This window comes from Asticcacaulis sp. MM231 (assembly GCF_964186625.1).
GTDB lineage: Bacteria > Pseudomonadota > Alphaproteobacteria > Caulobacterales > Caulobacteraceae > Asticcacaulis.
This window is the reverse complement of sequence record NZ_OZ075108.1, coordinates 3428273-3440394: the sequence shown is the minus strand read 5'-3', so window position 1 is coordinate 3440394 and position 12122 is coordinate 3428273. Positions and strand designations below refer to the sequence as shown.

Here is a 12122-nt window from a genome sequence, read left to right as displayed (position 1 = left end):
CCCGATTGATCGCCGATTTCAGCCGCCCCGTAAAGGCATGGCTAAGGTAAAATTAGTGTTCCCCGCCCATCGTCTTGTTCGAGCGGCCGCGCGCGTACATCTGCAAGGCCTCGATAAAGCCGGCGAAGGCCATGGCGGCGTAGATGTAGCCCTTCTCGATATGGGCACCGAAACCTTCGGCGATCAGCACCATGCCGATCATCAGCAGGAAGCCGAGGGCCAGCATGACGATGGAGGGGTGACGGTTGATGAAGGACGAGATCGGGCCCGAAGCGACGAACATCAGGAAGACGGCGACCAGAACCGAGATGATCATGATCGGCAGGTGATCGGTCATGCCGACGGCGGTCAGGATCGAATCGATGGAGAAGACGAGGTCGAGCAGCAGGATCTGGGCGATGGCAGCCGCAAAGCCGATCTTGACCTGCGGCTTTTTGTCACCCTCCTCATCCTTGTGCTCGGTCGAGTGATTGATTTCGCTTGTGGCCTTATAGACCAGGAACAGACCGCCGCCGAGCAGGATGATATCGCGCCATGAGAAGCCATGGCCGAACAGGGTGACGACGACTTCTTTCATGCCGGCCAGATGCGATAGCGTGAAGAGAAGTGCTATCCGCATCAGCAGCGCGCCGCCCAGGCCAATGGCGCGGGCCTTGGGGCGCATCGCTTCCGGCAGCTTGTTGGTCAGGATCGAGATAAAGATCAGGTTGTCGATGCCAAGCACGACTTCCATAACGATAAGGGTCAGCAGGGCGGCCCAGGCGGCTGGGTCGGTCGCAAGGGCGGTAAGGGCGTCCATGGGGATGTCTCTCGGTCTGGCGGATAACGGGAATATCGCCCACTTAGATAAAAGAAATACCTTAAATCTCAAGGCGTCGGGATCAACATTTCGGTGTGGCGCTTCACTTTGATCTGATAAGTCGCTTTTGGGCAAGAATTTGGCGGGCATTGGTTGCGATGCTAAAATCCCTATGCTAAGGAGCCCGCGGCTCAGGTAAGACAGAGGCGCTGTGTTTGCGCCCGTGAGCTTGTGCCCATGCGTCGGGAGCTTTTTTAAGCCCCTGAAAACATTTGTATTCACTCTAGCTCGGGATTTGGTGTGCCAGGCTCTTTAAGCGACAATCAGCAATTTCGGGAAACGGAAGCCGGCGAACGTTACGCCAAGGCGGCCTTTGAACTCGCCGAGGACAATAAGGTGCTCGACGTCGTGCATGGCGACATCGTGGCCCTGAAGGCGCTCCTGCTTTCCAGCGCCGAACTGCGCACCTTCGTGGGCTCTCAGGTCTATAAGTCGGACGTGAAGCTGAGCGGCCTGCTGGCCGTGGCGGCTGGCCTGAACCTCAACGACCTGACACGCAAGGCGCTCGGTGTTCTGGCCTCAAATGGCCGCATGGATCACCTGTTCCCCTTCATCACCGCTTTTAACAAGCTGTACGACGCCAAAAAAGGCATTGTCAGCGCTGAAGTGACCTCGGCTGTAGCGCTTTCTGATGCGCAGCTGGACGACCTCAAAAAGGCCCTCGCCAAGACGCTGGGCCAATCCGCCGAGATCAGCACCCGTGTTGATCCGGCCCTCCTGGGCGGGCTTAAGGTCCGCGTAGGTTCGCGTCTCTTCGACGCTTCGCTCAAGACCAAACTTGATTCCCTCAAATTCGCCCTTAAGAGAGCGTAATACCCATGGACATTCGTGCAGCCGAAATCTCGGCCATCCTCAAAGCTCAAATCGCAGGTTTCGGTGAAGAAGCCGATGTGTCGGACGTTGGTTCCGTCCTCAGCGTCGGTGACGGTATCGCCCGCGTTTACGGTCTCGACAAGGTTCAGGCCGGTGAAATGGTCGTGTTCCCGAAAGCCGGCGTCAAGGGCATGGCCCTCAACCTGGAAAAGGACAATGTCGGCGTCGTTATCTTCGGCGAAGACCGTGAAATCTCGGAAGGCGACGAATGCCGCCGCCTCGGCGAAATCGTCGACGTGCCGGTCGGCAAGGGCCTGCTCGGCCGCGTCGTCAACCCGCTCGGTGAGCCGATCGACGGCAAGGGCCCGATCGTTTCGACCGAACGCCGCCGTACCGACCTGAAGGCCCCCGGCATCATCCCGCGCAAGTCGGTACATGAGCCCGTCCAAACCGGCATCAAGGCCATCGACACTCTGATCCCCGTTGGTCGCGGCCAGCGCGAACTGATCATCGGTGACCGTCAGACCGGCAAGACCGCCGTAGCCATCGACGCCATCCTGAACCAGAAGGCCGCCAACGAAGGCACCGACGAGAACGCCAAGCTTTATTGCGTTTACGTCGCCATCGGCCAGAAGCGTTCGACCGTTGCCCAGATCGTGAAAGCGCTCGAAGAAAACGGCGCCCTCGAATACACCATCGTCGTCGTCGCTTCGGCTTCCGAGCCGGCCCCGCTGCAATACCTGGCGCCGTTCGCCGGTTGCGCCATGGGCGAATATTTCCGCGACAACGGCATGCACTCGCTGATCATCTATGACGATCTGTCGAAGCAGGCCGTCGCCTATCGCCAGATGTCCCTGCTGCTGCGCCGTCCGCCGGGCCGCGAAGCCTATCCGGGCGACGTTTTCTACCTGCACTCCCGCCTGCTGGAGCGCGCCGCCAAGCTGAACGAAGAAAACGGCTCCGGCTCGATGACCGCCCTGCCGATCATCGAAACGCAAGCCAACGACGTGTCGGCCTACATCCCGACCAACGTGATCTCGATCACCGACGGTCAGATCTTCCTCGAAACCGACCTGTTCTATCAGGGCATCCGTCCGGCCGTGAACGTCGGTCTGTCGGTGTCGCGCGTCGGCTCGTCGGCTCAGATCAAGGCGATGAAGCAAGTCGCCGGCGCCATCAAGGGCGACCTGGCCCAGTATCGTGAAATGGCCGCCTTCGCCAAGTTCGGTTCCGATCTGGACGCCGCAACCCAGCGCCTGCTGGCCCGTGGTGCCCGTCTGACCGAGCTTCTGAAACAGCCGCAATACTCGCCGCTGAAGGTTGAAGAGCAGGTCTGCGTGATTTACGCCGGTACGCGCGGTTACCTCGACACCATCGCCGTGGGCGATGTCGGCCGCTACGAGAAGGACCTGCTGTCCTCGCTTCGCACCCGCCACACCGATCTTCTGACCGCGATCCGCGAAAAGAAGGCCTTGTCGGCTGAGCTCGAAGAGCAGTTGAAGACGATCGTCGCCGATTTCACCTCCAACTTCGCCTAAATCCGGAAAGTTAGACCAAAACAATGGCAAGCTTAAAGGACATGCGTACTCAGATCGGAAGCGTGAAAGCCACGCAGAAGATCACGAAAGCGATGCAGATGGTGGCGGCCGCCAAGCTCAAGCGCGCGCAGGACTCGGCGGAAAACGCCCGGCCCTACGCCCGGCGCATGGCAGCGGTCATCGCCAATCTGGCCAAGAGCATCACGGGCGATTCCGCGCCCGCCATGCTGGCCGGCAATGGCTCGCAGACCAACCAGCTCGTGGTCGTGGCCACGGCTGACCGCGGTCTGGCCGGCGGGTTCAATTCGAACATCGTCCGCGCCGCCCGCGAATTCATCGCCCAGCAAACCGCCGCCGGCAAAAAGGTTCGCCTCATCACCATCGGCCGTAAAGGCCGTGACCAGTTGAAGCGCACTCACGGTGACAAGATCGTCGAAAGCTTCGACCTGTCGGGCACCAAGGTGCTGACGATCGACGTGGTGACGCCGATCGCCGATCTGATCGCGCGTGAATTTTCCGAAGGCCGCGCCGATGTCGTGACCCTCTTCTATTCGCGCTTCCAGTCGGTCATCGCTCAGGTGCCTACGCCTAAGCGCCTTATACCGGCCGAAGTCGATCTGTCCGCCGCTGCCGATACCGGCGGCGTGCAGCCGGTCTATGAGTATGAGCCCTCCGAGGAAGAGATCCTTGAGACACTCCTGCCGCGTAACCTGTCGGTGCAGATACTCTCCAGCCTGCTGGAAAACAACGCTGGCTTCTACGCCTCGCAGATGAGCGCCATGGATAACGCCACGCGCAATGCCGGCGAAATGATCAAAGCGATGAACTTGAAATATAACCGTAAACGCCAGGCCCAGATCACGACCGAACTGATCGAGATCATCGCCGGCGCCGAAGCCCTGTAAGGATACGAACCCATGTCCGCTCAACAAAAGATCACTGCCGCCAAGGGCAAGATCACCCAGATCATCGGCGCCGTCGTCGACGTTTCGTTTGAAGGTGGCATGCCCGCCATCCTGAACGCCCTGGAAACCACCAACACCGCCACCGGCGCGCGTCTGGTTCTGGAAGTCGCACAGCACCTTGGTGAAAACACCGTCCGCACCATCGCCATGGACGCCACCGAAGGCCTCGTTCGCGGTCAGGACGTTACCGACCTCGGCACCCCGATCACCGTACCGGTCGGCCCGGCCACGCTCGGCCGCATCATGAACGTCATTGGCGAGCCGATCGACGAAGCCGGACCGATCGAAACCAAGTTCTTCAACCCGATCCACGCCGATGCGCCTTCGTTCGCTGACCAAGCCACCTCGGCTGAAATCCTCGTCACCGGCATCAAGGTTATCGACCTGATCTGCCCCTATTCGAAGGGCGGCAAGATCGGCCTGTTCGGCGGCGCCGGCGTTGGCAAGACCGTTACCATTCAGGAACTGATCAACAACATCGCCAAGGCCTACGGCGGCTACTCGGTGTTCGCCGGCGTCGGTGAGCGTACCCGCGAAGGCAACGATCTATACCACGAAATGATCGAATCCAAGGTGAACGAGCACGGCGGCGGGGGCACCTCGCGCTGTACGCTGGTTTACGGTCAGATGAACGAGCCTCCTGGTGCGCGCGCCCGCGTCGCCCTGACCGGCCTGGCTCAGGCCGAATATTTCCGCGACGTCGAAGGCAAGGACGTTCTGTTCTTCGTCGACAACATCTTCCGCTTCACCCAGGCCGGTTCCGAAGTGTCCGCTCTGCTGGGCCGTATTCCTTCGGCCGTGGGTTATCAGCCGACGCTCGCTACCGAAATGGGCCGTCTGCAAGAGCGCATCACCTCGACCAACAAGGGCTCGATCACCTCGGTTCAGGCTGTGTACGTCCCCGCCGACGACTTGACCGACCCGGCCCCGGCCGCTTCGTTCGCCCACCTGGACGCCACCACCGTTCTGTCGCGCTCGATCGCCGAACAGGGCATCTACCCGGCCGTCGATCCGCTCGACTCGACCTCGCGTATTCTTGATCCGCGCGTTGTCGGTCAGGAACACTACGAAACCGCCACGCGCGTTCAGGAAATCCTCCAGCAGTACAAGGCGCTGAAGGACATCATCGCCATCCTCGGCATGGACGAACTGTCGGAAGAAGACAAGGCGACCGTTGCCCGCGCCCGCAAGATCCAGCGCTTCATGTCGCAGCCTTTCCACGTGGCCGAAATCTTCACCGGTACGCCGGGCGTGCTGATGTCGATCGAAGACACCATCAAGGGCTTCAAGGGCATCTGCAACGGTGACTACGATCACCTGCCGGAAGCCGCCTTCTACATGGTCGGCACCATCGAAGACGCTATTGCCAAGGCTGAAAAGCTGGCCGGCGAAGGCAAGTAATCATGGCCGATACGGATAAGCTGCACGTTTCCCTGGTCACCCCCGAACGCGAACTGTTCGCGGGCGAGGTTGATCAGGTCGTGGCGCCGGGTGTCGAAGGTGAATTCGGCGTTCTGGCGCATCACGCGCCCTTCATGACCACGCTGGCCGAAGGGGATGTCACCATCCTCGACGGTACGACGAAGCGCGTCTTCCAGGTGCGCGGTGGCTTTGCCGACGTCAACGAAGACGGCATGACCATCCTGGCCGAACACGCTAACGAATACGGCGAGAACGTTAACTAGTGTTGCGGAATCAACGGATGGATTCCCTTGATCTTGCAAATATGCGAGTTTGTGTCGATGGACATGGACAAAAGGCTGTTGCTGTCGCCTGAGGCTCGGGTGCGGTTGGAAGGTTGGGTGGCGGACCGGAACACGCCGCAGAAGCTTGTTTGGCGTGCGCGGATCGTGCTGATGTGGGCGGACGCGGCGAGTTTGGCGTCGATTGTGCGGACGCTGGGCAAGACCAAGAAGACGGCCTACCGCTGGCGCGATCGTTATCTTGAGCAGGGTGTCGATGGGCTTGGGCGCGACGCGACCCGGCCTGGCCGTAAGACGCCGTTGAGCGCCGAAGTCATTGCGCGTGTGGTCGAGATGACGCTGCGACAGAAGCCACCGGCTGCCACGCAATGGAGCGCGCGCACGCTTGCCAAGGCGGTGGGTCTGAGCCACACCAGCGTACAGCGCATTTGGAGCGCGCATGGGCTCAAGCCCCATTTGACCAAGACGTTCAAACTGTCGAACGACAAGCAGTTCGTCGAGAAGGTGACGGACGTCGTCGGTCTCTATCTTGATCCGCCGGACCGGGCACTGGTGTTCTCGGTCGATGAGAAGTCACAGATCCAGGCGCTGGACCGCACCCAACCGGGCCTGCCAATGAAGAAGGGGCGGGCGGGAACGATGACCCACGACTATAAGCGGCATGGCACGACGACACTGTTCGCCGCCCTCGATGTCGCCACCGGCAGGGTGATCGGCGAATGCATGAAACGTCATCGGCACCAGGAATGGCTCAAATTCCTTCGACTCATCGACCGCAGCACGCCCAAGGGCTTCGACCTGCACCTGATCGCCGACAACTATGCCACCCATAAGCATCCGGCGGTCAAAGCATGGCTGGCCAAACATCCTCGCTTCCACATGCATTTCACCCCCACTTCGGCGTCCTGGCTCAATCAGGTCGAACGCTTTTTCGGCTTGATAACAGGCGATCGCATCCGCTGCGGCGTGTTCAAGAGTGTCGCCGAACTCGAAGGCGCAATTCAAGACTATCTCGATCATCACAACGCCGATCCAAAGCCCTTCGTTTGGACCAAATCCGCTACAGACATTCTTGAAAAGGTCGCCAGGGGGCGACAGGCGTTAGAGTCACAACACTAGCACTACTTTGGCATATTATTCTTGGCGGGCTCGGCGAGGCGTTTGTCACAGTGGGGACAGCGCCTTGGTGGCGGTCGCATGAAGAGGTCGAGAATGGCCTGGCGGATGGCGGGCATTGTCGGCTGAGGCGGTGGCCCCCCGACTCTTTTTTTTTCGTCCCGCTGCTTTGAGGCGGCGGGATTGGAGAAATGCAAAAGCGATCATCGCCATTAGACAATGTCGGTGCAAACCGGTCCATGACCTGCCTTCGAAGTGATCAAGCCCAAGCTCTTCCTTGAGTTGCTGATGTGCCTGTTCGCAGATCCACCTTGCCTTGATAGCCGCGGCTAGCATCTTGAGGGGGGCGTCGGCAGGCAGGTTTGACAGGTAGTATTTCTGTTCTCCGGTTGAACGCCTTTCCCCGACCAGCCAGACCTCCTCCTCGCCAGGCATGGCTTGGACACGACCGTCGCTCATACGATGCCTGTGGCCATCTGCGACCCGAACGCGGCAAGCGGCAAACTGGCAGTTCAGCTTGCCTTTGGTTCCGCGCCGCCAACTTACTTTCTTCCATTTCCCATCAGCCAACATCTTTTCGGCAGAGACAGCAACATCGTCAGGGACATGGTATTTGCGCCGCCTTCCGGTTGCCGCTTCCGGGAAGATTAGGCCGACGTCTGCCTGATACACATTCTGACGCCGTGATATGCCGACGGCCCACAACAGGTCGCGCTTGCTCAGGGCCTCGCGGAACGGCCCGCTTGACCCATAGCCAGCATCGGCCAGCACGCACCCGAACCGGGCCCCAGAGGCTATAACACGATCAATTTCCTCAATGGCGATCTCCGGCTTTGTCAGGGCAACCTGGCATTCTTGCGGGACCCGAGCCCGGTTCATCCGCGCGACATCATTCGTCCAACTCTCGGGCAAGAACAGGCGCAGGCCCACCATCACAGGCACTTCGCGCGATGCCAGCGTCACCGAAACAAGCGACTGGCAGTTGGACGTCTTGCCAAGCGAGGAAGCATATTGCGCCGCCACGCCAACCGAATGGCTGCCCTTTTTCGGCAGCGCCGTGTCATCGATGACAAGATAACCGGCATCATCCCCCACCAGACGGTCGGCCTCCTTCAGGAGAACGGCTTCAAGCGGTCCACTTTCCCAAACGCCGTCAGAGACAAAATGATGGAGTTGGTCATAGCCAAACTCGCCATCGCGGGCGGCCATCGGCTGGACACTCTTGCGGTCACCCGGGCCAATCAGGCCTGCAATATAGGCAGGGCACAGCCGCATCCGGGTCTTATGCCGCAAGGCCACCAGGAAGGGCGTCAACCAATCTTCCAAATCTACGCGCCAATGTTCCGACATCGCCAGTCTCCTTAAAGCTGGCTCTCTATGAATCACGCAATGTCAGCCGGGGGAATCCTCAAAATTCATTTTCTGCCAAAGTAGTGCTAGTTTTCGGCTGCATGATGACAGACAAAAGCCCGTCGGAGCGATCCGGCGGGCTTTTTGTTGCAAAGCACAAAAATCCGTGATCACCTTCTGAGGGTCACATTCCTGCGTTACAAAGCGCTTACGGTATGGGCTGGCGGACTATTTGGCACAAGGATTCATGCCCATGCTGCGACGCACTCTTCTTGGCGCTGGCGGTGCTTACCTGGCGCTTTGCTGGTCGGCCACTGCCGAAACCTACGCCCCTCTGCGCGCCCAGACTGTGCGCGACTCGATCGGCGTTAACACCCATATCAATTATACCGACGGGGCTTACAGGCGCATTGCCGACGTCATTACGGCTCTGGATTATCTCGGCGTCAAACACGTCAGAGACAGCGCCCCGAGACTCGTCGAGGGCGGCGATCTGCCCCTCAAGAATTACATTTGGATGAGCAAGGCCGGGATCAGGTTCAACCTGGTCATGGGCGGCCAGATCAAGCAATCCTATGAGCCCAAACGCAGCCTTTTGGGCCTGCAGGCGCTGGAAAAAGCGCAACCCGGCGCCATTGAGACGATTGAGGAGTTCAATGAGGTCAACAACTGGCCGCTGACCTATCAGGGCAAGACCGGCATCACTGCATCCATCGCGGCGCATAAGGCGACCGTCGCCCTTCTGCGCGCCGATCCCCTGCTTCGCAAAAAGCCGATCTTCGACATGACGGGCGACGATGAGGTGGCGAGCCTGAAAGAGCGCGGCGATTTTCATAATGCTCACATCTATGCCCAGAACGGTCACCAACCGCTTGTCTGGATGGATCAGACGGGTGAGGCCAATCGCGGGAAGCCTTGGGTCATCACCGAATTTGGCTATGCCAGTAATCCAGAGAGCGGCTGGCTCGTCATCGGCGTCGGCGAGGCGGGGCAGGCGCGGGGCGTGCTCAACGGCATTATGGACGCCCAGCGTCACAAGGCGTCGCGCATCTATCTCTACGAACTGCTCGATCAGAAACCTGATCCGGAGGGTAAGGAAAAGGAGATGCACTTCGGGCTGTTCAGGCTCGACAATAAGCCCAAACCCGCCGCCACAGCCTTGCGCAACCTGCTGCGCATTATCGAAGATCGTGATCCGGCGGCCAAGACCTTCAAGCCCACCCCCCTGAATCTGACGCTGGCGGGCCAGCCTGACACCGTCCAGAGTGTCACCCTGCAAAAAGCGACGGGCAAGAGCCAGATTGTGCTGTGGAATGAGGTGACCTTCTGGGATCGCGCCACCGGCAAGCCCATCGACAACCCGTCCGTCCCGGTCAGGGTGACTCTGCCGGCGGGCACGCACGCCACGGCGCTTTACGATCCCATGAAACAGGCTCAGCCGATCCGCACGTTCAACGACAAGGGAGTCGTTACCGTATTGGTGCCCGACTATCCCGTCATCCTTGAGGTGACGCCTGACGCCTAACCCTAATTGAGCCCTAACCTTTATTTAACAGGGTAAAGCCGCCATAGATCAGACGTTTGCCATCGAAGGGCATGTCGTCCTCCATCTGCATGCGCGGGTCAGCCATAACCTTCTCGTTGCCGGCGTCGCGGGCCTCTTTTGATGGCCAGGTGACCCAGGAAAAGACGACCACTTCGTCGGGTTCCAGTTTCACCGCCAGCGGGAAGGATGTGAGCTTGCCATCGGGCACATCGTCGCCCCAGCATATCGACGATATCGATGGCGCCGTGATCTTTCCAGACCTCGGCGGCCATTTGGGCCATCTTGAGATAGGCGTCTTTGTTGTCCTTGCGGACCGGGATGAGAAAGCCGTCGATATAGCCGTATTCGGACATGGTACGCTCCTGTGTGAGGGTGGCGCATTGTCGGCTTTTTCTGCGTCAGAAAAAGGCAGGATGTCGTGCCGGCCTGACACAAGCGCGTGATGGCGTCAGACCAGCGCCTTGAACTCCGCGATCACCTTGCGGTAGCTGTCGCGCTTGAAGTGGACGACGCGGTCGATGACCTTGTCCATGGTGCACCATTCCCAGCGCGAGAATTCCTGCTCGTGATGGGCCTTCAGGTCGATCTCTGATTCATCACCCACAAAGCGATAGGCGAACCAGATCTGCTTCTGACCCTTGAAATTCTTGCCGATCTTCTTGTTGGCCAGCACTTCGGGCGGGAAGTCGTAGACGATCCAGTCCTTTGTCCGGCCCATGGGCTCGACGGATTTGATGCCGGTTTCTTCCCACAGCTCGCGCAAGGCGGCGGCTTCGAGGTCCTCGCCCTCATCGACCCCGCCCTGGGGGAACTGCCAGGCATGGTCACCGTTCACGCCATAGCGATGCCCGATCCAGACCTGACCGGCGGCATTGAAGACGACAAGCCCGACATTGGGGCGATATCCGACAGGCCCTGCGCTCATTGGTGGGCAATCGCGGAAGCGGGCGCGAGCTGGATGCCCTTGGCCTCAAGCTGCTGCGTCCATTTTTGCGCCACGGCCAGGGTGACCGGATAGGAGAAGCCGGTGCCAAGCGCGGCCCCGCGGCTCTTGGCCGTGGCTTCCAGCCCCCCGAGTTGCGCGTAGATGGCGGTGGCGTTGATTTGGTTGTCGATGATGCGGTCAGCCGAGGCGCGCGCCCAGGCGCCATCCAGCCCCTTGGCGGAGCCATCGTCGATAAAGGCGACACCGCGCGATTTCAGGTTCTGCATCAGGGTCGAGACGCCCGACTTATCCTTGAAGAAGGCACCGCCCTGATAGTTCGATACGGCGAAGAACCCCGTGGCGCGCGACAGCGCCCAGTTGAGCTTGCTGATAACATCTTCGGTGCGGGCATTGGCCATCAGGGTCTGCGGGCCGGGGTCGTTATCGGGGAAATTGACCGGCTGCATCGGCACCTCGATCATGACCTCATGACCATTGGCGCGCGCCAGATCGATCCAGTTTTGCAGACCGGCGGCATAGGGCACGAAGGACAGCGTCACCTGCGGCGGCAGATTGATGATCGCCTCTTTGGTGGTGGCCGGGTTGAGGCCGAGACCGCCGACGACCAGCGCCACCATGGGCCGGCCATCGCTCTTGAACGGGCGGGCATAGGCAGTGGCTGGAGTCAGGCCGTTGGCGCCGATCATCGGCAACGGGCCGGTGTCGGTGGTCTGGACCAGCCCGCTGATCGGTGCGGGCGTCAGGGGGGAGGTGGTGAATTTGGGGGCGGCGCCGGCACCCACGCCGTTATCGCCCGGCATGGTGATCACCGCCGTGCCCTGGACGGGCGTGGCATTGGGGTCGTTGAGATTGAAGCCGTCGACCGGCGTATCTGAGAACAGGCCAAGCGAATCGAGGGTGAAAGACTGCATGCCGGACTGACTGTCGTCAGGTTTGGCATGTGGATCGGCCGCGGCAGCGGCAGGCTTGTTGAGGGTGACGCGCACGCTCGGCGAGGCGGCATCGGGGTCGCCGGCGAGGCTCAGAAAGGTGAAGACGGCGGTGGCGAAGAGGCAAAGCGCCGCCACGGGGGCGACATAGGGCTTCCTGAAGGTCTCGGCGATACGTGCGCCCACTAAGCCGGGTAATTCGCGCAGATGCGGCTTTGCGCCACGCGGCGGATCGAAGCGCGGGCGTCCTGGCAGGTCTGACGAGGCTTTGGGTTTGGCGAACATGAATTTTGGCGATTGAGACGTAAAAGCTAAGCCTTGACTGTGACGGATCAGGGTTAACAAAGACTAACGAAA

General features: G+C 60.2%; 11 protein-coding genes and 1 pseudogene. 7 read left to right on the top strand and 5 right to left on the bottom strand.

All coding sequences use genetic code 11. The features are described 5' to 3' along the window. Window positions 1-52 precede the first annotated feature (52 nt). The gene (locus ABQ278_RS16825; protein WP_349320615.1) at window positions 53-799 is read right to left on the bottom strand and encodes a TerC family protein; all 747 of its coding nucleotides are present in this window, start codon (window positions 797-799) and stop codon (window positions 53-55) included. A gap of 300 nt (window positions 800-1099) precedes the next feature. Between ABQ278_RS16825 and atpH the strand changes: the two genes are divergently transcribed. The 6 genes from atpH to ABQ278_RS16795 are packed head-to-tail and all read left to right on the top strand — an operon-like array spanning window position 1100 to window position 6997. Then, window positions 1100-1672, top strand: a complete 573-nt coding sequence (atpH, locus tag ABQ278_RS16820; protein WP_349320614.1) for an ATP synthase F1 subunit delta — start codon at window positions 1100-1102, stop codon at window positions 1670-1672. Window positions 1673-1677: 5 nt separating this feature from the next. Next, window positions 1678-3210 carry a F0F1 ATP synthase subunit alpha gene (gene atpA, locus ABQ278_RS16815; RefSeq protein ID WP_349320613.1) on the top strand — a complete coding sequence of 511 codons (1533 nt, stop codon included), beginning with the start codon at window positions 1678-1680 and terminating at the stop codon, window positions 3208-3210. 23 nt (window positions 3211-3233) lie between these two features. Then, complete coding sequence (locus ABQ278_RS16810) at window positions 3234-4115, top strand: F0F1 ATP synthase subunit gamma (protein WP_349320612.1); 882 nt, start codon at window positions 3234-3236, stop codon at window positions 4113-4115. 12 nt (window positions 4116-4127) lie between these two features. Next, complete coding sequence (gene atpD, locus ABQ278_RS16805; protein ID WP_018080520.1) at window positions 4128-5576, top strand: F0F1 ATP synthase subunit beta; 1449 nt, start codon at window positions 4128-4130, stop codon at window positions 5574-5576. A 2-nt stretch (window positions 5577-5578) separates the two neighbouring features. Next, complete coding sequence (locus ABQ278_RS16800; RefSeq protein ID WP_349320611.1) at window positions 5579-5860, top strand: ATP synthase F1 subunit epsilon; 282 nt, start codon at window positions 5579-5581, stop codon at window positions 5858-5860. Window positions 5861-5917: 57 nt separating this feature from the next. Further along, window positions 5918-6997: an IS630 family transposase gene (locus ABQ278_RS16795; RefSeq protein ID WP_023447558.1), complete on the top strand. Its 1080-nt coding sequence runs from the start codon at window positions 5918-5920 to the stop codon at window positions 6995-6997. A 45-nt stretch (window positions 6998-7042) separates the two neighbouring features. On the opposite strand, the gene ABQ278_RS16790 is transcribed toward ABQ278_RS16795, so the two are convergent. Continuing rightward, window positions 7043-8344 (bottom strand): IS701 family transposase, encoded by a 1302-nt coding sequence (locus ABQ278_RS16790; protein WP_349319961.1) that lies wholly within the window; start codon window positions 8342-8344, stop codon window positions 7043-7045. 253 nt (window positions 8345-8597) lie between these two features. On the opposite strand from ABQ278_RS16790, the gene ABQ278_RS16785 reads away from it, so the two are divergent. Then, entirely contained in the window at window positions 8598-9869 is a 1272-nt protein-coding gene (locus ABQ278_RS16785; RefSeq protein ID WP_349320610.1) for a hypothetical protein, read from the top strand. A 13-nt stretch (window positions 9870-9882) separates the two neighbouring features. Here the strand turns inward: ABQ278_RS16785 and ABQ278_RS16780 are convergent. From ABQ278_RS16780 to ABQ278_RS16770, 3 genes and pseudogenes are all read right to left on the bottom strand, one after another. Next, window positions 9883-10243 (bottom strand): annotated as a pseudogene (locus ABQ278_RS16780) (DUF1428 domain-containing protein). Between the two features lie 95 nt (window positions 10244-10338). Next, a complete protein-coding gene (locus ABQ278_RS16775; RefSeq protein ID WP_349320609.1) occupies window positions 10339-10815 on the bottom strand; it encodes an RNA pyrophosphohydrolase in 477 nt (158 codons plus the stop codon). After that, window positions 10812-12050: a divergent polysaccharide deacetylase family protein gene (locus ABQ278_RS16770; RefSeq protein ID WP_349320608.1), complete on the bottom strand. Its 1239-nt coding sequence runs from the start codon at window positions 12048-12050 to the stop codon at window positions 10812-10814. The genes ABQ278_RS16775 and ABQ278_RS16770 overlap by 4 nt, the downstream gene beginning before the upstream one ends. Window positions 12051-12122: the final 72 nt, after the last annotated feature.

Excerpts from the sequence above, each read along its gene's own strand:
- ABQ278_RS16825 (WP_349320615.1), bottom strand. The coding sequence starts at position 799 with ATGGACGCCCTTACCGCCCTTGCGACCGACCCAGCCGCCTGGGCCGCC.
- atpA (WP_349320613.1), top strand. The coding sequence starts at position 1,678 with ATGGACATTCGTGCAGCCGAAATCTCGGCCATCCTCAAAGCTCAAATC.
- ABQ278_RS16810 (WP_349320612.1), top strand. The coding sequence starts at position 3,234 with ATGGCAAGCTTAAAGGACATGCGTACTCAGATCGGAAGCGTGAAAGCC.
- atpD (WP_018080520.1), top strand. The coding sequence starts at position 4,128 with ATGTCCGCTCAACAAAAGATCACTGCCGCCAAGGGCAAGATCACCCAG.
- ABQ278_RS16800 (WP_349320611.1), top strand. The coding sequence starts at position 5,579 with ATGGCCGATACGGATAAGCTGCACGTTTCCCTGGTCACCCCCGAACGC.
- ABQ278_RS16795 (WP_023447558.1), top strand. The coding sequence starts at position 5,918 with ATGGACATGGACAAAAGGCTGTTGCTGTCGCCTGAGGCTCGGGTGCGG.
- ABQ278_RS16790 (WP_349319961.1), bottom strand. The coding sequence starts at position 8,344 with ATGTCGGAACATTGGCGCGTAGATTTGGAAGATTGGTTGACGCCCTTC.
- ABQ278_RS16785 (WP_349320610.1), top strand. The coding sequence starts at position 8,598 with ATGCTGCGACGCACTCTTCTTGGCGCTGGCGGTGCTTACCTGGCGCTT.
- ABQ278_RS16775 (WP_349320609.1), bottom strand. The coding sequence starts at position 10,815 with ATGAGCGCAGGGCCTGTCGGATATCGCCCCAATGTCGGGCTTGTCGTC.
- ABQ278_RS16770 (WP_349320608.1), bottom strand. The coding sequence starts at position 12,050 with ATGTTCGCCAAACCCAAAGCCTCGTCAGACCTGCCAGGACGCCCGCGC.